Raw genomic sequence first — 20,853 nt, forward strand, 5'->3', positions numbered from 1 at the left:
CCGAAGGGGTCAGGGCAGCAGCCCTGATTTTCTCGCGGCGACCACCGCTTCGTGGCGGGAATGGACATCGAGTTTGCTCATGGCGCTGCGGAGGTAGCTCTTGACCGTTTCCGGACCGACCGACAACCGCCTCGCGATCTCGGCGTTGCTGCACCCGAGGGCGACGTAGGACAGGACATCGGTCTCGCGGGACGAGAGCGTCACCTCCGGCCGCCCCTTCTCGGTGCCTCCCATCGCGACCGCCAGTCGTTCGGACAGCTCGCGCAGGCGCCGCTGTAAGTGCTCGTCGCCGGCATCCCGTGCGAGAGTGCGCAACTCGGCGTGGACTTCTCGTATATGAGCGGTCGCGACCGGATCGTGCCCGTTCGGCCCGAGGTGCGTGAGCATCGCCATCCGCCGGTCCACTTCGTCGCGCACCGCGATTTCGTTCGCGAGCCGGCTTGCCGTCTGCGCGAAGGCATGTACCGCGCGTTCGCCGAGCGGTGCGCATTCCCGCGCGGCCCCGTACAACACCGCACGCGCGACCCCGCCGACCATCACCGGCACCGCCAGGATCGACCGGAGACCTTCCCCGAGGACCGGGCGATCGAAGTGGTGGGTGATCGACGACGAGCGTCCGTAATCGGCCACGGTGACGGGGCGGCCCTCCGAGAGCACACGGCCTCCCAGCCCCGCGCGGGGTGGCACGACGACGCCGGCGAGGTTGTTGGTGCGGGTCCCGAAGAACTCGCTCAGATGCAGGTCGTTGTTCTGGACCTGGCCGGCGAAGACCACGGGTACCTGTGCCTGTGCGGCGGTGCGACGGAGTTCGAGACGCAGTGCATCCCCGTCACGGGGGCGAAGCAGCGGCGATGAGACGACCGACACCGGATGTCACCCCTTTCCGGGGGTATCGGAACCAATGTGTGACTCGGATCATAGAGGCATACGAGTGCCGCGTAGAGCGCGGCCCGCCGGGATACGAGGAGAGGACGGACCTGATGGTCGACACAGCGACACGCGTTCGGGAACTGCTGGATCGTTACGACACCCCTGATGCGTGCGCTGCGCAGTTGCTGTGCGACGACCATCCCGCGGATGCGGTGGCATTCACCGTGATCGAACCCGACCTCACCTCCACCGACCTGACCTACGGCGAACTCCGCGAACGATCGCAGCGTTTCGCCGCGGCACTCGCGCACCTCGGCGTCGAACCCGGTGACCACGTCGCCACGCTCATGGGCAAGTCCGCCGACCTGGTCGTCGCGCTGCTCGGGATCTGGCGTCGCGGTGCCGTCCACCTGCCCTTGTTCACGGCATTCGCGCCGCCCGCCATCGCCTTCCGGTTGCAGGCCGGCGGTGCGCGGGTCGTCGTCGCGGACGGCGATCAGGTGGGCAAACTCGCACCGGGCGACGACATGCCGCACGACGCTCCGTGGCAGGTCGTGGTCGCGGGAGAGAGCAGCGGAGTCGGTGTGCGCTTCGTGGACCTGCTCGAATCCCACTCGGCCGACGACCCGCGTGCCGAGGCGGTGGCGGTCGGCGCGACCGGTGGTCTCGTGCAACTGTTCACCTCGGGCACGACCGGCACCCCGAAGGGCGTGCCCGTGCCGGTCAGGGCCCTCGCGTCCTTCCACGCGTACCTCGAATTCGGGCTCGACGTGCGCGAGGACGACGTGTTCTGGAACGCCGCCGATCCCGGCTGGGCGTACGGCCTCTACTACGCCCTGCTCGGCCCGCTCGCGGCGGGACGCCGCAGCATCCTCCTCCACGGAGGTTTCTCACCGGCCCTGACGTGGCAGATCCTCGACGGTTTCGGCGTCACGAACTTTGCTGCCGCGCCCACCGTCTATCGCAGCCTGCGAGCCGACACCGCGGCACATCCCGAGGTGACGCTGCGCCGTGCGTCGTCGGCGGGGGAGCCGCTCACCCCCGATGTGCTGGCGTGGTCCGAGGAGACCCTCGGTGTCGTGGTGCGCGACCAGTACGGCCAGACCGAGCACGGCATGTTCGTGGTCGACGCCTGGGCGGACGGGCTGCGCGAACAGGTTCCGCCGCAATCGATGGGCAAGCCGCTGCCCGGATGGACCTGCGCGGTACTGCGCGACGACAGCGACGAGGTCGCGGCCCCGGGAGAGGTGGGCAGAGTGGCGATCGACGTCCCCGCCAGCCCGCTCGTGTGGTTCACCGGCTACGTCGACGCGCCGGAGAAGACGGCGGACCGGTTCAGCGACGACGGCCGGTGGTACCTCACCGGCGACGCCGGGCGGGTCGACGAGAACGGATTCTTCTTCTTCTCCTCGCGCGACGACGACGTCATCATCATGGCCGGATACCGCATCGGGCCGTTCGACGTGGAATCGGTTCTGGTGATGCACCCGGACGTGGTGGAGGCTGCGGTGGTGGGCGTGCCCGACCAACTTCGCGGGGAGGTCCTCGAAGCGTTCGTCGTGGTGCGCGAAGGCGTCGAGGGCGACGATGCGCTCGAGGCCGATCTCCAGCAACTGGTGAAGAAGAAGTTCGCGGCTCACGCCTACCCGCGGACCGTGCATTTCGTTCCGCACCTTCCCAAGACGCCGAGCGGCAAGGTCCAGCGATACATTCTGCGCCGTCAGGGCGTCACTCCGTAACGAGGGCCGTCAGGGCGTCACTCCGTAACGAGAACCGCGGCTCGGCCGGGGTGTCGGTGCGAGCGCGGCGCGCGGGTTAATCTGATTCCATGCCTACCCGCGCCCCGCTCGTCCCCGGAACCGCGACACCGATCCGTGAAGTACCCAAGTCGATCGAGCGTCCCGAATACGTGTGGAAGCCGACCGCGAACGAGGGCAACGAGCCGTGGGTGCAGACGCCCGAGACGATCGAGAAGGTGCGGATCGCGTCGAAGATCGCTGCACAAGCGCTGATCGAGGCGGGTAAAGCCGTCGCACCGGGCGTCACCACCGACGAGATCGACCGCATCGCACACGAGTACATGTGCGACCACGGTTCGTACCCGTCCGATCTCGGCTACCGGGGATTTCCGAAGTCGGTGTGCGTCTCGCTCAACGAGGTGATCTGTCACGGCATCCCCGACACCACGGTGATCGAGGACGGCGACATCGTCAACATCGATGTGACCGCGTACATCCACGGCGTCCACGGCGACACCAACGCGACGTTCTTCGCCGGTGATGTGTCCGAGGAGGCACGGCTTCTCGTCGAACGCACCCGCGAGGCCACAGCCCGGGCGATCAAGGCGGTCGCGCCCGGGCGAGCCCTCAACGTGGTCGGTCGCGTCATCGAGTCGTATGCGAACCGGTTCGGGTACGGGGTGGTGCGCGATTTCACCGGTCACGGCATCGGCGAGACCTTCCACAACGGTCTGGTGGTCTTCCACTACGACCGCCCCGACATCGACACGGTCCTCGAGCCGGGCATGGTGTTCACGATCGAGCCGATGATCAATCTCGGCACTCCGGACTACGAGATCTGGGAGGACGGCTGGACCGTCGTCACCAAGGACCGCAAGTGGAGTGCGCAGTTCGAGCACACGCTCGTCGTCACCGACACCGGAGCCGAGATTCTGACGGTTCCGTAAACCGGCCGTCTCACCTACCCGTCGCCGGGTCCGCCGACCCGCCGGATCACCCCTCCGCCATCTGCTGTGCGCGGGCGTAGGCGAGGTGCAGGAAATCTGCGCCCGTCAGCGCTGTGAGTGCATCCACCACGACAACCGTGGCGGCGGGTGCGAACACCCTGCCCACCGTGACGGCGGTGATCGCCCACACGTCGAAGCAGAACGGGCACGTCAGCAACTCTCCGATGCTGTGCTTGAGGCCCGCACGCCCGGCCGGCCGGTCCATGACCTCGCCGGGGCCGCCTTTTTCACCGGGCTTCGTGAACGGGGCGCGCAGCGGGCGCGTGACCGACGTCTTGGTCACCGTCCTCGACAACTTGTGGGCCGCGGCGGCGGAGACGACGAGGTCGCGCACGGTCAGCCGTCCCGGCAGTCGCCGAGGGGTGACTGCGGTCAGGACGGCCACCACCCCCACGAACAGCCCGTACAGCAGCAGGGTTGCTACGTAGCCACCGAGCTTGCGGTTCTCGTGTCGGGTGTTCGCCGGTGCCGACGATGTCGCCGGTGCGTGTGCTTCCCGGTGTTCGGCGGTTCGGTCGAGGGTGGAGACCGAATCGTGGCCGGACACGGTGTCGGACGGGTCGTTTCGGGGCGAGCGGTCGCCGTTGCTCGTCGGAGTCATAGCGGCCGATTTCCCGGGCCGGATCCGGTTAAACCCGGACACACCGATCCGTCGGGAAATCGCAGAAGCGACGGGCGTGCCCGTCCGGGTTTCCCGGGTACGGGACGCAGGGCCGGTCGTCGTGGGGACGTGTAGCGTTTCGGGGCATGGAATCGACGATGGTGACCACCGATTCGGGTTCGATCGAGGTGCGCGTCGACGGACCGGACAGCCGGCACTCCGTGCTGCTGCTGCCCGACGCGGGGGAACGAGCCGACGTATTCGACGCGGTGTGCGAGAGACTGCACAATTCGGATCTGCGCACGATCGTGCCCGAGACGCTCGACGGATTGACCCCGGACGGCGTCTTCGCCGTGCTCGATCAACTGTCGCTGCCGTGGGTGCATCTCGCCGGCATCGGCGCCGGCGCCGAAATGGCCTGGACGGTCGCTTCCGGCCGCTTCGGCCGCTTCGCGAGTCTCGTTGTGGTCGACCGCGGCCATCCCGTCGTCCCGATGTTCGACGGCGCCGTACGCGACGCGTCGGCACCGGTGGCGGAAGTACCCACCACCATCGTGATCGGAGACCCGGCCCGCAAGCCGGAAGCGGACGCCTCGATGCGGTACGTGACCGGAGAGTTTCGCGTGGTCGACCTCGGCAGCATCGACAACGTGCCCGCACGGGCAGCGGCAGAGTTCGCGTCGGCGATCGCGTTGCGCACCGGGAGCTGGTAGGCCACAACGCATCCGGCCCCCGCAGCCGCGGAGGGTGCGAGGGCCGGAGGAGTTCGGCTCTACAGGCCGAGCAGTGCGTTCTCCACCAATTCGGGAAGTGCCGGATGGATCCAGTACTGGCGTGTGGCCATGTCCTGTGCCGTGATACCGAACACCATGGCCTGGATGAGCGGCTGGATCACTGTCGATGCCTGCGCACCGATGATGTGGGCACCGAGAAGCAGGCCGGTGGACCGGTCTGCGATCAGCTTGCAGAACCCCTCGGTGTCCTCCATCGCCCAGCCGTAGGCGACATTTCCGTAGTCCTGGATCTTGACGGAGATGTCGTATCCCGCGGCGCGGGCCTCCGCCTCGGTGAGTCCGACGGTCGCGATCTGCGGATCGGTGAACACCGCGGCAGGCACGAACCGGTGATCGGTGCGCTGTAGTGCGGAGGTGTCCGGTCCCCACGCGTCGTGCAGGAGATTGTGCTGCACGACACGCGCTTCGTGATTCGCGACGTGCTTGAGCTGGTACGGCGACGACACGTCGCCCAGCGCGAAGACACCTTCCGCCGTTGTGCGCTGGAAGTCGTCGACGACGATGGACCCGGACGCGCCGAGTTCGATCCCCGCCGCCGCGACGTCGAGGAGATCGCCGTTGGGGTGCCGGCCCGTCGCGACGAGCAGCACGTCTCCGGCCACCACGGCGCCGTCGGCCAGTTCGACTTCCACTCCGTCGCCCACCGGCCGGAAGGCACGGGCCGGGTTCTCCAGGTGGACGTCCCACTTCTGCTGCGCGAGTGCGGTGAAGCGTTCGGAGACGTCGGTGTCGAGGTGGCGCAGCAGTCTGCCGCTCCGCCCGATCACCGACACCCTGGTGCCGAGGGCGGAGAAGACGTGGGCGAACTCCATCGCGATGAAGCCGGTTCCGAGAATCACCATCGATTCGGGGAGCTTCGGGAGCCGCATGATGTTGTTGCTCGTGTAGTAGGTCACCCCGCCGTCGAGCACTTCCCGCGGGATCTCGGCGCGCGCGCCGGCTGCCACGACGATCTGGTCGGCGGTGATCGTCTCGCCGGTCCCGGTGTCGAGCGTGCGTTCGCCGACGAACCGTGCATGACCGTCGTACACCGTGACGTTCGCGCAGCCCTCACGCCGGTACTGCTCACCGCCCGCGGCAATCGGATCGATGCGGCCGAAGACCCGGTCGACGATGTCGTTCCACCGGATCCCGTCGATCGTGGCGTCGATCCCGTACTTGGGCGCCGACCGGATGGTGCGGGCAACGTCCGCTGCGTACACGTACATCTTGGTGGGGATGCAGCCCACGTTCAGGCAGGTGCCACCGAAGGTGCCCGCCTCCAGTAACGCGACGCGTTTGCCGTCGTAGCGCTCGTCGAGGATCGAGTTGCCCGATCCGGAGCCGATGATCGCGAGGTCGTAATGGGTCACGCGTGTTCTCCCGTGGGTTGTGGCGGTGCGGAAACATCCCCGGCCCCGGCGGGCTCGCCCGCGGTTCCGTCTCCGTTCAACCATCCCAGCCACAGGTCCAATTCCCGGAATGCCGCAGCCAGGGGCCCCGGTGTGGAGAGAAACACATCGTGTCGCGCGCCCGCGATCGGCACGATCGTGGTGCGGTCTCCCAGGCAGCCCGCCCACCGCGCGATCTGACGCACGTCGAGGACCGCATCGACGGTGTCGATGGTGGCGTCGTACTTCGGGGCGAAGCGTGACGCCCCGGAACGAAGGATCAGCGACGGCACCCCGACATCGAGACCGCGATGCAGGCGAGCGTGCCCGATGCGCACGGCACGCAACCAGCCGAACCGGATCGGAAATCCGGTCAGCGGTTTCATGTCGAGGTCGTAGGACCAGCCGCCGTTCTGCAGGCTGACACCGTAGGTGTCGAGCTTTCGCCCGGGCACGGCGGAGTGTGGGCGAACGCGTCCGAGCACGTCGATCGCGGCGGTACCGACGTTGCGCAGATACGACGGGCCCTGCAGGTCGAACCACGGACTGTTGAGGATGAGCCCGCTCACCCCGGCCGAGGCCGATCCGCCGGGGCGACGCTGTAGGCGGTCGAGCCACAGCGGAAGCACGAGGCCACCCGTGGAGTGCGCGGCCAGTACGACGCCGCCACCGGAGACCTCGGCCGAGACGATGCGCAGCGCTTCGTCGAGTTCCTGGTCGTAATACTCGAGGTCGGTGACGAAGTGGGGCGTTTGGCCCGGGGCGCGCGAGCGTCCGCATTTTCGGAGGTCGAGTGCGAAGAACCGGTACCCCTGCGCGGCGAAATGTTCGGCGAGGTGCTGTTGGAAGAAGTAGTCGGTGAAGCCGTGAACGTAGAGAACCGCGCGACGGGGCAGCGTGCTCGGCTCGCCCACCGCGCTGGTGGCGGGTTGATATCGCACCAGGGTTGCGGTGATGTCGCCCTCACCGTCCGGGTCGTCGCCCAGCGGCAACACGAGTTGCTCGTATCCGTCGCCCAGGATGTCGGGCTGCCAAGTAGTCACTATCACACTCTAGGAGGGTTCGGCGGGGGGTGCTGCGGGTAGACAATGAGGTGAAAATGAAGAGCCGGTATACGCCCGGGTAACCTGTGCGTCGCAGTCGCGCGGCTGCGGACGAATCCTGAAATCGGGGATTGTGTGCGGGCGCGTTCGGGACACTCACGTAAGCGGTGCGCGAAGGCGCGACGGCGCGTGCGAACAGACAAGGAAGTCGATTTCCCCGTGTCAGAGAACGTGGTAGAGGCGAAAACCGATGTAGTGCTCGTGGGCGCCGGCATCATGAGCGCGACCCTCGGCGCGCTGATGCGTCAGCTCCAGCCCGACTGGTCGATCACCGCCTTCGAGCGGCTCGACGCCGCGGCGGCGGAGAGCAGCGACCCGTGGAACAACGCGGGTACCGGCCACTCGGCGCTGTGTGAGTTGAATTACACGCCGGGCAAGCCCGACGGCTCGGTGGAGATCGCCAAAGCGGTCAACGTCAACGAGCAGTTCCAGGTTTCGCGCCAGTTCTGGTCGTACGCGGTCGACAACGGCATCCTGAGCGACCCCAAGGATTTCATCAACCCGATCCCGCACGTGAGCTTCGTGCACGGCGCGGACGACGTGAAGTACCTGCGTGCCCGGTACGACGCCCTCGCGGGCCATCCGCTGTTCGCGGGCATGGAGTACTCCGAGAGCCCCGAGTTCTTCGCCGAGCGGCTGCCGCTCATGGCCGCCGGCCGGGACTTCTCCGACCCCGTCGCGCTGAACTGGACCGAGACGGGAACCGACGTCGACTTCGGTGCCCTCACCAAGCAGCTCATCAACAATGTGGCGGCCTCGGGTGGCACGGTCTTCTTCGGCCATGAGGTCACCAACATCAGCAAGCAGTCCGACGGCAGCTGGATCGTCAAGGTGCGCAACCGCCGCACGGGCGAGTCCCGCAAGGTCCACGCCAAGTTCGTCTTCGTCGGCGCGGGTGGCGGTGCCCTCCACCTCCTGCAGAAGTCCGGCATCAGCGAGGCCAAGGGCTTCGGCGGATTCCCCGTGTCGGGTGCCTTCCTGCGCTGCACCAACCCCGAGGTGATCGCTCGTCACAGCGCCAAGGTGTACGGCAAGGCCGCGGTGGGCGCGCCCCCGATGTCGGTGCCTCACCTCGACACCCGCGTGATCGGCGGGAAGCAGGGTCTGCTGTTCGGGCCGTACGCCGGATGGTCGCCCAAGTTCCTCAAGCAGGGCGGCATCATGGACCTGCCCAAGTCGGTCAAGCCGAACAACCTGATGTCGATGCTCGGAGTGGGCGTGACCGAACTCGGCCTGGTCAAGTACCTCGTCGGTGAGCTCACCCAGTCGCCCGCCGATCGCATCGGCACCCTCGCGGAGTTCGCGCCCGAGGCACGACTCGAAGACTGGGAGCTGATCGTCGCCGGCCAGCGCGTGCAGGTGATCCGCCGTAAGGGCGCGGGCGGCGTGCTCGAGTTCGGTACCGCCGTGGTCAGCGCTGCGGACGGTTCGATCGCGGGTCTGCTCGGAGCGTCGCCGGGTGCGTCCACCGCAGTCCCCGCGATGCTCGACGTTCTCGAACGCTGCTTCCCGCAGCAGTGGGACGCATGGCAGCCCAAGCTCCGGGAGATGGTCCCCTCCCTCGGGGTCAAGCTCACCGAGAACCAGGATCTGTTCCGTCAGGTGTGGGACCACACCACCAAGACGCTTCAGCTCGACGTCGTTCCGGGTCGCGGTCAGGTCGCACCCATGGAAGCCGCCGCGGTCTGATCCGCGGCACGGATATGGCGGCCCGGCTCCGAGCCGGGCCGCACTCGTCCGCGACGGGCGGGCGAGACGAGGAGCGCTCCCGGGGTTGATCTCTCGACGGTTCGCTTCGACACGAGAGATGGGGAATGCCGGTGCCGGTAGCCGACGACGAGACCAATTACCTGGTGGGGCTCGACCTTCGGGGACGACGTGTGGTGGTCGTGGGCGGCGGCAGCGTTGCGCAACGTCGTCTGGGCCTGCTGGTGGCCTCGGGCGCCGATGTCCACGTCGTGGCACGGGCCGCCACACCCGCGGTGGAGAGCATGGCCACGAAGGGCCGTCTCTCGCTCGACATCCGCGACTATCGCGACGGCGACCTCGAAGACGCCTGGTACGCGATGGCCTGCACCGACGAGCCCGAGACCAACGCCGCCATCGTCGCCGAGGCGGAACGCCGCCGGATCTTCTGCGTGCGCGCCGACAGCGCACGCGAAGGTAGTGCCGTCACACCCGCGACCGCTCGCTACGACGGGCTTTCCGTCGGAGTCCTCGCCGGCGGCGACCATCGCAGGTCCGCGGCAGTGCGCACCTCCATCCGGGACGCCCTCGCGGGCGCGGCGCTGTCCGAGGTCGCCGACGACGCGGCGCAGAAACCGGTCGGCGTGGCGCTGGTCGGCGGTGGACCCGGTGATCCGGACCTCATCACCGTTCGGGGCCGCCGGTTGCTGGCCCGTGCCGATGTGGTGGTGGCGGATCATCTCGCCCCCCAGGAACTCCTCGCCGAACTGGATCCGCACGTCGAGGTGATCGACGCGGCCAAGCTGCCGTACGGCCGCGCGATGGCGCAGCAGGTCATCAACGACACGCTGATCGATCGGGCGAAGGCCGGAAAGTTCGTGGTCCGGCTCAAAGGTGGCGACCCCTACGTCTTCGGACGGGGATACGAAGAGCTCGAGGCGTGCACCGCCGCCGGAATACCGGTGACAGTCGTCCCGGGCATCACCAGCGCGATCTCGGTGCCGGCCGCCGCGGGTGTTCCGGTGACCCATCGCGGGGTGACACACGAGTTCGTCGTGGTGAGCGGGCACGTCGCGCCCGACCATCCCGATTCGCTCACCGACTGGAGTGCCCTCGCGAAACTCCGGGGGACGCTCGTGCTGCTCATGGCCGTCGAACGCATCGAGAAGTTCGCCGACGCCCTGACGGCCGGGGGCCGGCCCGTCGACACCCCGGTGGTGGTGGTTCAGGAAGGAACCCTGGCCACCCAGCGGGTGCTCCGGACCGATCTCGGCAACGTCGCCGCCCGGGTCCGCGAAGAGGGGACCCGTCCACCCGCCATCATCGTCATCGGTCCGGTCGCCGGGTTCGGTCCGGAAGGTCGGTAACGTTGGACCCCGTGGCACACACCTCGGATACCGCACACGCCTCCGGCGCCGCGCACCCCATGACCGCTCGCGCACTCGCTCTGGCCACCCTGGTCCTCAGCGGATTGCAGCTCATGGTGGTGCTCGACGGCACCGTTGCCAACCTTGCTCTCGCTCCACTGCAGGCGGAACTCGGGTTGTCCGACGCCGGCCGGAATTGGGTCCTCACCGCGTACGCGCTCGCGTTCGGTGGGCTGATGCTGCTCGGCGGCCGCCTCGGAGACAGCTTCGGGCGCAAACGGATGTTCATCGCCGGCGTGGGCCTGTTCACGTTCGCGTCGCTGCTGTGCGGTCTGGCCACCAACGAGGCGATGCTCATCGGTGCGCGTGCGCTCCAGGGAGTCGGCGCCGCGATCGCGTCACCCACGGCGCTCGCGCTCGTGGCGACCACGTTCGCCGCCGGTCCCGCCCGTAACCGGGCCATTGCGGTCTTCGCGGCGATGACCGGCGTCGGATCGATCGCAGGCCTCATCCTGGGTGGGGCGCTGACGCAGGTGTCGTGGCGATGGATCTTCCTCATCAACGTCCCGATCGGTGTCGTGATCGTCGTACTGGCCCTCGGTGCATTGCGCGAAACGTCGTCCGAACGTCTGGCGCTGGACGTTCCGGGTGCCATTCTTGCGACGCTCGGATGCACCGGCATCGTGTTCGGCCTCACCGAAGGTCCCGAACTCGGCTGGGGCAGCGCCGCGGTGATCGGTGCGCTCGCTGCCGGCGTCGTCCTGCTCGGGATCTTCCTGCTGGTCGAGCGCCGTGCCGAGAACCCCCTCCTGCCCTTCGTGCTGTTCCGCAACAAGAACCGCGTGGCGACCTTCGTGGCGATCTTCTTCGCCGGCGCGGTGATGTTCAGCCTCGCGGCGTTCGTCGCGCTGTTCGTGCAGGACGTCCTCGGTTACACACCGCTGCAGGCGGGCCTCGCGTTCGTGCCGTTCGCATTCGGTCTCGGGGGAGCGGCCGCGGCCTCGTCCAAGCTCGCTGCGCGGGTGCAGCCCCGATGGCTCGTGGTCACCGGTGCCGTCATCATGACCCTGAGCCTGCTCTACGGGTCGACGATGGACGAGACGGTGCGGTACTTCCCGACGCTGTTCGTGCTGGTGCTGGTCGTCGGGTTCGGAGTGGGTCTGGCCGTGGTTCCGCTTCCGCTGTGCGCCATCGCGGGCGTCGGCGCGCACGAGATCGGGCCGCTGTCCGCCATCGCGCAGGTCGCGCAGACGCTCGGCGGACCGCTCGGCCTCGCCGTCATCGGCGCGCTGGCCACCTCGAAGACGATGTCGCTGGGAGGCACGTCCGGCGCGGTCGCGGATATGACCGCCGCGCAGCTCACCGCGCAGGGTGAGGGATACATGTTCGCCCTCGTCGGATGCGCCGCGTGCGCGGTGATCGCCGGCATCGCGGCGTTGTTCATCCGGTTCACCTCCGAAGAGGTGGCCCAGGCGCAGGAAGCCGAGAAGTCCGCTCAGTCCGGGTGAGGTGTCACCCCGGACCGCCGGCGCGTCGCGCCGGCAGTCCGGGTCAGGTGAGGACGACCAGTTCCGTCGGGGAGGCGATCTCCACCCGCAGTCCGGCCTTCGACGCCACGCGCGCGAGACCACGCACATCGGCCGGCTCGGCCCGGGTTTGCACCAGCGCGCGGGCGAGGAGCCCCTTGTGGTGCTTGTTGAAATGGCTCACGACCGAGCGGGTGCCGTCGGGCTTTTCCGTCAGCACCGTCGCGGTGATCGCGCCGGGAACCGGGCCGAGTTGCTGATAGGCACCCGAACGGAGATCGACGACGAGGTCACCTGCCGCCTCGGCGACGAGCGCGTCGGTCAACTCGGGCCGCCACAACGCCGCGAGGGTGCCGAACCCGGGAAGCTTCGAGCCACCCGAGAGGCGGTAGGCCGGAATGGGGTCGCTCGCACGCACGGCACCGAACAGCGCCGAGCCGACGGCCAGTCGCCGGTACGCCTTCTCGCGCTGCACCTTCGTGAAGCGTGCGGCGTCGAGGGCGTCGAACAGCACCCCGGTGTACCGCTCGAGTGCGGGACGGGTGGGGGAGACCCACAACTTGGCGTTGCGTTCGATCTCGTCTGCTCCGTTCGCGCCCAGGCCGAGCGCCCGGCTCGACGCGTCGTAATCGGCGGCGAGCTCGACCAGAGCCCGGACGAGCAGCTCGCGGGTCTCGGTCAGCTGCGGCATCGAGAGGTCGCCGAGATCCAGCGGCCCGCCGTAGCCGCCGGTGGATTTGGTTTCGGAAGGGGGGAGAAGCACCAGCACAACAGCCCACCGTACCGAGGGCCCGATTCCGGCGAGCGGTAGGCTCATCGACCGTGATCACTCGCATGTCGCACCTGTTCCTCCGCACTCTCCGCGACGACCCGGCCGATGCCGAGGTCGCCAGCCACAAACTGCTCGTCCGGGCCGGGTACGTGCGGCGCATCGCGCCGGGCATCTACTCGTGGCTGCCACTGGGGCTCAAGGTGCTGCGTCAGGTCGAGCGGGTGGTCCGCGAGGAGATGAACAGCATCGGAGCGCAGGAGATCTCCCTGCCCGCGTTGCTGCCGCGCGAGCCCTACGAGACGTCGAACCGCTGGACCGAGTACGGCGCCGGACTGTTCCGTCTCCAGGACCGCAAGGGCAACGACTACCTGCTCGGGCCCACGCACGAGGAACTGTTCGCGCTCACCGTCAAGGGTGAGTACAACTCCTACAAGGACTTCCCGGTCACCCTCTACCAGGTGCAGACCAAGTACCGCGACGAGGAGCGCCCCCGCGCCGGCATCCTGCGCGGCCGCGAGTTCGTGATGAAGGACTCGTACAGCTTCGATCTCACGGACGAGGGCCTCGCGCAGTCGTACCAGGCACACCGCGACGCCTACGAGCGGATCTTCGCCCGCCTGGGCGTGAAGTATGTGATCGTGTCCGCGACGTCGGGCGCCATGGGCGGCAGTGCTTCGGAGGAGTTCCTGGCCGAGAGCGAGGTCGGGGAGGACACCTACGTCCGGTGCGTCGAGTCCGGTTACGCCGCCAACGTCGAGGCCGTCAAGACGCTCGCCCCCGCACCGATTCCGTTCGACGGACTGCCGGACGCGGTCGTCCACGACACGCCGGACACCCCGACGATCGGTTCGCTCGTCGAGGTGGCCACCGAGATCCTCGGCCGTGACGTCGACGCCTCCGAAACCCTGAAGAACATCCTCGTCAAGGTGCGGCAGCCCGGCGGAGAGTGGGAACTGGTCGGAATCGGCATCCCGGGAGACCGCGAGGTCGACGACAAGCGTCTCGAGGCGTCGTTCGAGCCGGCGGAGGTCGCGCTGCTCGACGAGTCCGATTTCGCCGCCAACCCGTTCCTCGTCAAGGGCTACATCGGCCCGAAGGCGCTGCTCGCCAACGGCGTCCGTTACCTCGTCGACCCGCGCGTGGTCGACGGAACGGCATGGATCACCGGCGCGGACGAGAACGGCAAGCACGTCTTCGGGCTCGTCGCCGGTCGTGACTTCGTCGCCGACGGCACCGTCGAGGCCGCAGAGGTCCGCGACGGTGACCCGTCGCCGGACGGTGCCGGCCCCTTGGTGTCCGCCCGTGGCATCGAGATCGGCCACGTCTTCCAGCTCGGCCGCAAGTACACCGACGCGTTCGCCGTCGATGTGCTCAACGAGAACGGCAAGCCGGTGCGCCCCACGATGGGCTCGTACGGCGTCGGCGTGTCCCGCCTGGTCGCGGTGATCGCCGAGCAGCAGCACGACGAGAAGGGCCTGCGCTGGCCGTCCGAGGTCGCGCCGTTCGACGTGCACGTCGTCATCGCCAACAAGGACGAGCAGGCTCGCGCCGGGGCGGAAAACCTCGTCGAGGAACTTTCGAACGCCGGCCTGGACGTGCTGTTCGACGATCGCAAGGCGTCGCCCGGTGTGAAGTTCAAGGATTCGGAACTGCTCGGGATGCCTCTGGTCGTCGTGGTGGGACGCGGATTCGCCGACGGCAACGTCGAAGTGCGCAACCGCCTCACCGGAGAGTCGAGCGAGGTGCCGGTGGGCGAGGCGGTGCGGGAGATCCTCGGGCGCTGATCGCACACCCGGAGCCGGTGGGCCAGAATGGGCCCATGTCCGAGAACTGGAGCGCGACCGACATCTATCTCGCCGATTTCCTCATCGGTGACGATCCCGCCCTCGACGCCGCCCTCGAGGCGAACGCGGAGGCGGGACTGAGGCCCATCGACGTCGCGCCGGTTCAGGGCAAGTTCCTGTACCTGCTGGCCCGGATCCGAGGTGCCCGCCGGGTGCTCGAGATCGGCACGCTCGGCGGGTACTCGGCGATCTGGCTGGCACGCGCGGTCGGCGAGTCGGGACACGTGACGACTCTCGAGTACGAACCCCGGCACGCCGAGGTGGCGCGTGCCAACCTCGACCAGGCCGGCGTCGGAGCGCGCGTCGACATTCGCGTCGGCGCGGCGCTCGACACGCTCCCGCACCTCGAAGGACCGTTCGACCTGGTGTTCATCGACGCCGACAAGGAGAACAACAGCAACTACGTGCGCGAGGCGTTGCGGTTGTCACGTCCGGGCACGGTGATCGTGGTCGACAACGTGGTCCGCGCCGGCGCGATCAGCGATCCGGAGGACGACGACTCGAAGGTCCGCGCGTCGCGGGAACTGCTCGCCGTGCTGGCGGCCGAACCTCGTCTCGACGCCACGGCGTTGCAGACCGTCGGGGTCAAGGGCTGGGACGGTTTCGCGTTGGCACTGGTCGTCGAGCAGTAGCCGTAGCCGGGACCGCCGGTCCGGCAGAAAATCGGTGGCGCCCGGCACCCGGGACGGCGGACATTGTTCGTGTGAGCGAGAACCGGGAAGCGGCCGACACCGAGCGCGTGATCGACACCGAGCGCATGGTCGACACCGAGCGTTTCATCGACGAGGGATATCTGAAGATCGCAGGCGCCGTTCCGCGCTCGATCACGGAGCGGTGCTGCGATCTCCTCTGGGAAGATCTCGACGCAGACCGATCGGACCCGGGCACGTGGACCGAACCTGTCGTGCGGGTCGGAGGTCGATGGGATCCGCCGTTCGTCGAGGCCGCCACGATGCCGGTCCTACTCGACGCCTACGACCGTCTGCTGGGATCCGGCCGCTGGGTTCGGCCCCGCGGCCTCGGCACGTTTCCCGTCCGGTTTCCGCATCCCGCCGATCCCGGAGATACCGGATGGCACGTCGACGGTAGTTTCGCCGTCGAGGGACAGACCTGGCCGTACGTCGATCTCCGCTCACGCGGCCGGGGTCTGCTGGTGCTGTTCCTGCTCACCGACGTAGGACCGGACGACGCTCCCACCAGGATCAAGGTGGGTTCGCACCTCGACGTGCCCGGCTACCTCGTCGACCACCGCGACGGGCGTTCGGTGCTGGAGTTGTGCCGCGCCATGGACGAGGACGGCATGCTCGACGCGGCTTCCCGGCCGACGGTCGAGGCGACCGGTGCCGCGGGCGATGTCTATGTGTGCCACCCGTTCCTGGTGCATGCGGCCCAGCCGATGCGCAGCGCTCAACCGCCGAACAGTGGGCAGGGGTGCGGAATTCGGCCACCCCGCATCATCGCCCAGCCGCCGATCGAGACGGTCGCACCCTTCCGGCTCGACGCCACCGGCACCTCCCCGGTGGAGATGGCGGTACGGCGCGCACTGAACCGGTGACGGTCGGGACTGTCCCGGAAACCCGGCCCTGCCGGTCACCGGCCCTGAGCTCGCCGCGGCGGCGTGGCACGAGCGTCGAGCCGGCGGACGGATTCCCGCACCGCGCCGTGCAGCATGATCTCGAGATCGCCGACCACCTGGTACGGGTGCTCGACCATGCCGTCCGAGACCCACCGCAGCACCACGGCGAGCACCGCCGAGGTATAGAAGTCGACCACCAGCACGCGGTCCTGCGCGCGTGCCGGTCCGCCGCCGTCCTGGTCCATCACGGCCTCGGTGACGGGCCGCATCTGGCCGAACAGGAAGCGCTCGAGCCCGGATCTGCCCAGCCCGTCGAGCACCCCGAGCGTCGACGAGCGGTTGTCGCGCATGTACAGCAGCAACCGGACCAGACCGTCGGCCCATCCCTCCTCGGACGCGTACGTGCGGACACGGCCGGCGACCTCTCTCTCGAACACCCAGACAGCGAGGTGCCGCACGTCGGGGAAGTGGTAGTAGAACGCCTGCCGCGTCAGTCCGCAGTCGCGCGTCAGCTCCGTCACGGTCACCTTGTCGAGCGGCTCGGTCCGTAGCCGGGCCTTGAGCGCGGCTGCCAGCGCGTCGCGTGCACCTGCACGCCGCTGCGCATCGGCACTCTCGTCGGCCATGGCTCACGGTACCGCCCGAGGTCCCTGGACACATCGCGTCAGATGTCTAGTGACGCTCGGTGCCGGGATTCCTACCGTAGATATCCGGACGGCACGCATGCCGCGGGCCGCGAAAGATATCCGGACGGCACGCACGCCGCGGGCCGCGAAGAGGAGCTCCGATGTTCTTGTTCGAATCCATTCCCTGGTACTCCTGGGTGATGTGGTGCGTCGTGCTGGCCGCCCTCATCGCCCTCAACGAGGTGACGCGCCGCTGGAAGTGGGCCGGTCTCGGCTTCTTCGTGGCGCTGCCTCTCGTCCTGACATTGTTCGTGTGGCCGACGACGGCCGGCGCAGGCTCGTCGACGGGCACCTGGTTCCACTGGGTGAAGGTGTACTCGGCGCTCATCGGGTGCCTGGGCTTCATGCTCATCCGGTACGTCCCGCGTCTGGCGAAGAACCGCTGGATGCTGATGTTCCCCGCCCTGATCCTGGCGATCAACATCGGCGAGGCAGTCATTCGTGACTTCGAGGTCGCGGGCATGCAGGGCATGCACGACGGCGTCTTCATGGTCGGCGGTCCGTGGAACTACATGAACGGCATCGCCGGGATCCTCAACCTGGTCACCATCTGCGGCTGGGCCGGCATCATCGTCTCGCGCGACAAGTCCAAGGACATGATCTGGCCCGACATGATGTGGTTCTGGATCATCGCGTACGACCTGTGGAACTTCGCCTACGTCTACAACTGCGTCGGTGACCACGCCTTCTACGCCGGTGCGGCCCTGCTCATCTCCTGCACCATCCCCGCCTTCTTCATCAAGAAGGGCGCCTGGTTGCAGCACCGCGCCCACACGCTGGCCCTGTGGATGATGTTCACGATGGCAGTCCCGACGTTCGTGACCTCGTCGCAGTTCGCCGTCGAGTCGTCGCACAACCCCACCGCACTGTTCGTCGTGTCGGCGCTGTCGCTCGCGGCCAACATCGCCGTCGCGGCCTACCAGGTGTTCACCATCGTCACGCGGCACCGCAACCCGTTGCGCGACGAGCTGTACACCCACCTGCGCCCGTACCGCGAGGTGCGCGACGCGAACCTCCCGGTCGAGTCGCCGTCGGTTCTGCCGGAGTCCCGGGACTCGGACCGATTGGCCAGGGTCTGACCGCCGCGCGTCCGGCCCCGGCCGGGCGAGCAGCAACACCACGCGCCGTGGTCGAGCCTGCGGGCTCGGCCACGGCGCCGCTGTCAGGGCCGGCCGGGAAAGGCGACGGTCGGGGGAACCCCTTCGACGACACGCCAGCGGGCAGCGCGCAAGGCGGCTTCGGTGAGCGCGTCGAGTGCGTTTCCACGCGTGGCCTCACTGCGTGCGCGCTCGACGACCGACCGCCACGCGACCGCCGTGTCACTCTCGATCTGCACGGCCAGCCGGGCTGCTTCGACGGGGTCGGTCACCGGGAACGGAACGGTGTACCCGGGCGCGGCGGTGGGCGGTGTCACTCCGGCGGACTGGAGTGCGTCGACGGTTGCATCGCGGCGGGCACGGTGCGCGGCGGCATCGGCGGCGACGTCACCCGAACGGGAGGGGTCCGCGAACGCGGCGACGAGTCCGTACCCGAAGACGGCCGAATGCTCCGCCTCCAGCGCGTCGACAAGGGCTTGTTGCTCGGGTCCGAGCTCCGGGGAACTCACAGCAGAACCTCCGTCTGGACTCCACATGCTGCGCTGATCGAGGACAGGAGACCGGCTCGGTAGCCGGTGAGCGTGCGGGCGAGGTCCGCCGCGCTGCGCTGCGACCGGACCAGCATTTCCCGCAACTGTTCGACGGTCGGCTGCTCCGCGCCGGGCGCAGACGTGGTGGACGAGGTACCCGATGTGGTCGTGTCGGCAGTGATTCCCGCCATGCGAGCGACGTCCGCGTCCAACGCGTCGGCGTGCGCGGTGCGTTCGTCGGCGATCACGCTCAGCGCGCCCGCCCGATCCGGGTACAGGGCGGTGAGTGCGCGGGCGGTCGCGGCATCCCGCCGCGCGCTCGCGGCCTGCGCCAGCAGCGGATCCGGCTCCGATTCGGCGTCGTCGTCGGAGAGCCCGCATCCGGTGACTCCCAGGACACCGACCCCGCCGATCGTCGCCGAGGACCATCGCAACAGGGCTCGTCGGGACAGGGTGGTACGGGTAACTGACATCGGCACCGCACCATCGTGCCAGCAGACCCCGGTAGCGAACCACGGCGGCCTGGTCACGGCGCCCCGATTTGCGCGTTACGCTTGACCCAGCCGGTTCGGATCCGTATCGGCCGGCTGTCCGCTGTGACCACAACTGAACGAGGAGCCCGCCCGCAATGCCTGTGCCGCCCCCGGAACGGATCGTCGAGCTCGTCTCCGATCTTCTCGCCGAAGAGGGATACGACCTCGAAGACGTGGTGGTGACCGCGGCCGGAAAACACAGCACGGTCCGGCTGCTCGTCGACAGCGATGCCGGGCTCAGCCTGGACGAGGCCGCGCGACTGAGCCGGGTGGTCTCCGAGGCGTTCGACTCCGTGTCGGACTTCGGGGAGGCGCCCTACATGCTCGAAGTGACCAGTCCGGGTGTAGGCCGCCCGCTCGTCCACGACCGGCACTGGCGGCGGGCTCAAGGACGCAAGGCGAAGATCCAGCTCGCCGACGAGACCATCGTCGCGCGCGTCGGAGAACTGGTCGGTGACGAGATCCGCGTCGTGCTGCCGGATCGTGCCGGCCCGTTCGTGCGCGCTATCCCCTTGAGCGAGATCCGGCATGCGGTGGTCGAGGTGGAGTTCGCCAAGCCCAACCCGCGCGAGCTCGAACTGGCCGGGGGACTCCCGGACGGCAGGGCGGCCGCAGGCGAGATCGCCGAGGTCCTCGGCGACGAAGAAGACGAAGAAGAAGACGTGAACGAAACGAGGCTGGACAAGTGAATATCGAGATCGCGGCTCTGCGAATGCTGGAGTCCGAGAAGAACATCCCGTTCGAAGAACTGATCGAGACGCTGGAAACCGCGCTGCTGACGGCGTACCGCCACGTGGACGGCCACCAGCCGCACGCCAGGGTCGCCGTCGACACCAAGACCGGTGCGATCCAGGTGCTCGCGGAGGAGCGCGACGAGGACGGCAACGTCGTCGCCGAATGGGACGACACCCCCGAGGACTTCGGACGCATCGCCGCAACGACGGCGCGCCAGGTCATCATGCAGCGCATTCGCGACGCCGAACACGAAAAGCGGTTCGGCGAGTTCGCCACCCACGAGGGCGAAATCGTCAGCGGTGTCGTCCAGCGCGACTCCCGCGCGAATGCCCGCGGCATGGTGGTGGTCAAGATCGGCGGCGAGACGACCAGCACCGAGGGGCTCATCCCTCCTGCCGAGCAGGTCCCCGGCGAGACGTACGAGCACGGCGACCGCATCAAGTGCTACGTCGTGGGCGTGTCCCGCGGCCAGCGCGGACCGCAGATCACGCTCTCGCGTACGCACCCGAACCTGGTCCGCAAGTTGTTCGCGCTCGAGGTGCCCGAGATCGCCGACGGCTCGGTGGAGATCGTCGCGGTCGCTCGCGAGTCCGGTCACCGGTCGAAGATTGCCGTGCACTCGCTCGTTCCGGGTCTCAACGCGAAGGGCGCGTGCATCGGGCCGATGGGTCAGCGCGTGCGCAACGTGATGCGCGAACTGGGCGAGGAAAAGATCGACATCATCGACTACGACGAGGATCCTGCGAAGTTCGTCGGAAATGCCCTGTCGCCCTCGAAGGTGGTATCGGTCACGGTCGTCGACCCCGAAGCACGCGCCGCGCGCGTGGTGGTGCCCGACTTCCAGTTGTCCCTGGCCATCGGCAAAGAGGGTCAGAATGCCCGCCTGGCAGCACGCCTGACCGGCTGGCGAATCGACATCCGCAGTGACGCTGCACCCGCCACGAACGAGGCTTCCGGTAACGCGCCGACAGGCAGGTAGGCGTGGAATGCGGGATTCTTCGCAAAACAACGGTAGAG

General features: G+C 68.3%; 20 protein-coding genes. 12 read left to right on the forward strand and 8 right to left on the reverse strand.

Going from position 1 to position 20,853, the window contains the following annotated elements; translation table 11 throughout:
* Nucleotides 1-9: 9 nt before the first annotated feature.
* Nucleotides 10-867 (reverse strand): helix-turn-helix transcriptional regulator, encoded by an 858-nt coding sequence (locus ACLQ3J_RS01190; RefSeq protein WP_169620574.1) that lies wholly within the window; start codon nucleotides 865-867, stop codon nucleotides 10-12.
* Between the two features lie 113 nt (nucleotides 868-980).
* Here ACLQ3J_RS01190 and ACLQ3J_RS01195 point away from each other — a divergent pair, with 113 nt between their 5' ends.
* Both ACLQ3J_RS01195 and map read left to right on the forward strand, forming a co-directional pair.
* Entirely contained in the window at nucleotides 981-2,609 is a 1,629-nt protein-coding gene (locus ACLQ3J_RS01195; protein WP_425901964.1) for an AMP-binding protein, read from the forward strand.
* Nucleotides 2,610-2,698: 89 nt separating this feature from the next.
* Nucleotides 2,699-3,556 carry a type I methionyl aminopeptidase gene (map, locus tag ACLQ3J_RS01200; RefSeq protein ID WP_169620576.1) on the forward strand — a complete coding sequence of 286 codons (858 nt, stop codon included), beginning with the start codon at nucleotides 2,699-2,701 and terminating at the stop codon, nucleotides 3,554-3,556.
* A gap of 46 nt (nucleotides 3,557-3,602) precedes the next feature.
* Here map and ACLQ3J_RS01205 read toward each other — a convergent pair whose 3' ends face one another.
* The gene (locus ACLQ3J_RS01205; protein WP_422424138.1) at nucleotides 3,603-4,217 is read right to left on the reverse strand and encodes a DUF1360 domain-containing protein; all 615 of its coding nucleotides are present in this window, start codon (nucleotides 4,215-4,217) and stop codon (nucleotides 3,603-3,605) included.
* A 146-nt stretch (nucleotides 4,218-4,363) separates the two neighbouring features.
* On the opposite strand from ACLQ3J_RS01205, the gene ACLQ3J_RS01210 reads away from it, so the two are divergent.
* The gene (locus tag ACLQ3J_RS01210; RefSeq protein WP_422424136.1) at nucleotides 4,364-4,930 is read left to right on the forward strand and encodes an alpha/beta fold hydrolase; all 567 of its coding nucleotides are present in this window, start codon (nucleotides 4,364-4,366) and stop codon (nucleotides 4,928-4,930) included.
* A gap of 59 nt (nucleotides 4,931-4,989) precedes the next feature.
* On the opposite strand, the gene mtr is transcribed toward ACLQ3J_RS01210, so the two are convergent.
* Both mtr and ACLQ3J_RS01220 read right to left on the reverse strand, forming a co-directional pair.
* On the reverse strand, nucleotides 4,990-6,363 hold the full coding sequence (gene mtr, locus ACLQ3J_RS01215) for a mycothione reductase (RefSeq protein WP_425901966.1): 1,374 nt from the start codon (nucleotides 6,361-6,363) through the stop codon (nucleotides 4,990-4,992).
* Nucleotides 6,360-7,424 carry an alpha/beta hydrolase gene (locus tag ACLQ3J_RS01220; RefSeq protein WP_425901967.1) on the reverse strand — a complete coding sequence of 355 codons (1,065 nt, stop codon included), beginning with the start codon at nucleotides 7,422-7,424 and terminating at the stop codon, nucleotides 6,360-6,362. The genes mtr and ACLQ3J_RS01220 overlap by 4 nt, the downstream gene beginning before the upstream one ends.
* A gap of 219 nt (nucleotides 7,425-7,643) precedes the next feature.
* On the opposite strand from ACLQ3J_RS01220, the gene mqo reads away from it, so the two are divergent.
* The 3 genes from mqo to ACLQ3J_RS01235 all read left to right on the forward strand — a co-directional run bounded on the left by mqo (nucleotide 7,644) and on the right by ACLQ3J_RS01235 (nucleotide 12,045).
* Nucleotides 7,644-9,173 (forward strand): malate dehydrogenase (quinone), encoded by a 1,530-nt coding sequence (gene mqo / locus ACLQ3J_RS01225; RefSeq protein WP_169620580.1) that lies wholly within the window; start codon nucleotides 7,644-7,646, stop codon nucleotides 9,171-9,173.
* Between the two features lie 125 nt (nucleotides 9,174-9,298).
* On the forward strand, nucleotides 9,299-10,537 hold the full coding sequence (gene cobA / locus ACLQ3J_RS01230) for a uroporphyrinogen-III C-methyltransferase (RefSeq protein WP_169620581.1): 1,239 nt from the start codon (nucleotides 9,299-9,301) through the stop codon (nucleotides 10,535-10,537).
* A gap of 59 nt (nucleotides 10,538-10,596) precedes the next feature.
* On the forward strand, nucleotides 10,597-12,045 hold the full coding sequence (locus ACLQ3J_RS01235) for an MFS transporter (RefSeq protein WP_378528296.1): 1,449 nt from the start codon (nucleotides 10,597-10,599) through the stop codon (nucleotides 12,043-12,045).
* A gap of 43 nt (nucleotides 12,046-12,088) precedes the next feature.
* Here ACLQ3J_RS01235 and yaaA read toward each other — a convergent pair whose 3' ends face one another.
* Entirely contained in the window at nucleotides 12,089-12,832 is a 744-nt protein-coding gene (gene yaaA, locus ACLQ3J_RS01240; RefSeq protein ID WP_425901968.1) for a peroxide stress protein YaaA, read from the reverse strand.
* Between the two features lie 53 nt (nucleotides 12,833-12,885).
* On the opposite strand from yaaA, the gene ACLQ3J_RS01245 reads away from it, so the two are divergent.
* The 3 genes from ACLQ3J_RS01245 (at nucleotide 12,886) to ACLQ3J_RS01255 (ending at nucleotide 16,234) form a co-directional block, all read left to right on the forward strand.
* The gene (locus tag ACLQ3J_RS01245; protein ID WP_169620583.1) at nucleotides 12,886-14,619 is read left to right on the forward strand and encodes a proline--tRNA ligase; all 1,734 of its coding nucleotides are present in this window, start codon (nucleotides 12,886-12,888) and stop codon (nucleotides 14,617-14,619) included.
* Between the two features lie 35 nt (nucleotides 14,620-14,654).
* Complete coding sequence (locus tag ACLQ3J_RS01250) at nucleotides 14,655-15,311, forward strand: O-methyltransferase (RefSeq protein ID WP_169620584.1); 657 nt, start codon at nucleotides 14,655-14,657, stop codon at nucleotides 15,309-15,311.
* A 71-nt stretch (nucleotides 15,312-15,382) separates the two neighbouring features.
* On the forward strand, nucleotides 15,383-16,234 hold the full coding sequence (locus tag ACLQ3J_RS01255; protein ID WP_346765089.1) for a phytanoyl-CoA dioxygenase family protein: 852 nt from the start codon (nucleotides 15,383-15,385) through the stop codon (nucleotides 16,232-16,234).
* Nucleotides 16,235-16,269: 35 nt separating this feature from the next.
* Here the strand turns inward: ACLQ3J_RS01255 and ACLQ3J_RS01260 are convergent, their stop codons facing one another.
* Nucleotides 16,270-16,881 carry a TetR/AcrR family transcriptional regulator gene (locus ACLQ3J_RS01260; RefSeq protein WP_169620585.1) on the reverse strand — a complete coding sequence of 204 codons (612 nt, stop codon included), beginning with the start codon at nucleotides 16,879-16,881 and terminating at the stop codon, nucleotides 16,270-16,272.
* 161 nt (nucleotides 16,882-17,042) lie between these two features.
* On the opposite strand from ACLQ3J_RS01260, the gene ACLQ3J_RS01265 reads away from it, so the two are divergent.
* Complete coding sequence (locus ACLQ3J_RS01265; RefSeq protein WP_169652408.1) at nucleotides 17,043-18,020, forward strand: DUF5692 family protein; 978 nt, start codon at nucleotides 17,043-17,045, stop codon at nucleotides 18,018-18,020.
* An 83-nt stretch (nucleotides 18,021-18,103) separates the two neighbouring features.
* Here the strand turns inward: ACLQ3J_RS01265 and ACLQ3J_RS01270 are convergent, their stop codons facing one another.
* Together ACLQ3J_RS01270 and ACLQ3J_RS01275 are read right to left on the reverse strand one after the other, a co-directional pair.
* Nucleotides 18,104-18,547: a ferritin-like domain-containing protein gene (locus ACLQ3J_RS01270; protein WP_169620587.1), complete on the reverse strand. Its 444-nt coding sequence runs from the start codon at nucleotides 18,545-18,547 to the stop codon at nucleotides 18,104-18,106.
* A complete protein-coding gene (locus tag ACLQ3J_RS01275; RefSeq protein ID WP_169620588.1) occupies nucleotides 18,544-19,041 on the reverse strand; it encodes a hypothetical protein in 498 nt (165 codons plus the stop codon). Before ACLQ3J_RS01275 ends, ACLQ3J_RS01270 begins: the two co-directional genes overlap by 4 nt.
* Before the next feature lie 155 nt (nucleotides 19,042-19,196).
* Between ACLQ3J_RS01275 and rimP the strand changes: the two genes are divergently transcribed.
* Both rimP and nusA read left to right on the forward strand, forming a co-directional pair.
* Entirely contained in the window at nucleotides 19,197-19,790 is a 594-nt protein-coding gene (rimP, locus tag ACLQ3J_RS01280; RefSeq protein ID WP_169620589.1) for a ribosome maturation factor RimP, read from the forward strand.
* Nucleotides 19,787-20,815 (forward strand): transcription termination factor NusA, encoded by a 1,029-nt coding sequence (gene nusA, locus ACLQ3J_RS01285; RefSeq protein ID WP_169652407.1) that lies wholly within the window; start codon nucleotides 19,787-19,789, stop codon nucleotides 20,813-20,815. Before rimP ends, nusA begins: the two co-directional genes overlap by 4 nt.
* Nucleotides 20,816-20,853: the final 38 nt, after the last annotated feature.

The organism is Rhodococcus sp. DT1, from assembly GCF_049844875.1.
Taxonomy (GTDB): Bacteria; Actinomycetota; Actinomycetes; order Mycobacteriales; family Mycobacteriaceae; genus Rhodococcus.

Coding starts and splice junctions, on each gene's coding strand:
- ACLQ3J_RS01195 (WP_425901964.1), top strand. CDS start 981: ATGGTCGACACAGCGACACGCGTTCGGGAACTGCTGGATCGTTACGAC.
- map (WP_169620576.1), top strand. CDS start 2,699: ATGCCTACCCGCGCCCCGCTCGTCCCCGGAACCGCGACACCGATCCGT.
- ACLQ3J_RS01205 (WP_422424138.1), bottom strand. CDS start 4,217: ATGACTCCGACGAGCAACGGCGACCGCTCGCCCCGAAACGACCCGTCC.
- ACLQ3J_RS01210 (WP_422424136.1), top strand. CDS start 4,364: ATGGAATCGACGATGGTGACCACCGATTCGGGTTCGATCGAGGTGCGC.
- cobA (WP_169620581.1), top strand. CDS start 9,299: ATGCCGGTGCCGGTAGCCGACGACGAGACCAATTACCTGGTGGGGCTC.
- ACLQ3J_RS01235 (WP_378528296.1), top strand. CDS start 10,597: ATGACCGCTCGCGCACTCGCTCTGGCCACCCTGGTCCTCAGCGGATTG.
- ACLQ3J_RS01250 (WP_169620584.1), top strand. CDS start 14,655: ATGTCCGAGAACTGGAGCGCGACCGACATCTATCTCGCCGATTTCCTC.
- ACLQ3J_RS01260 (WP_169620585.1), bottom strand. CDS start 16,881: ATGGCCGACGAGAGTGCCGATGCGCAGCGGCGTGCAGGTGCACGCGAC.
- ACLQ3J_RS01265 (WP_169652408.1), top strand. CDS start 17,043: ATGTTCTTGTTCGAATCCATTCCCTGGTACTCCTGGGTGATGTGGTGC.
- ACLQ3J_RS01275 (WP_169620588.1), bottom strand. CDS start 19,041: ATGTCAGTTACCCGTACCACCCTGTCCCGACGAGCCCTGTTGCGATGG.
- rimP (WP_169620589.1), top strand. CDS start 19,197: ATGCCTGTGCCGCCCCCGGAACGGATCGTCGAGCTCGTCTCCGATCTT.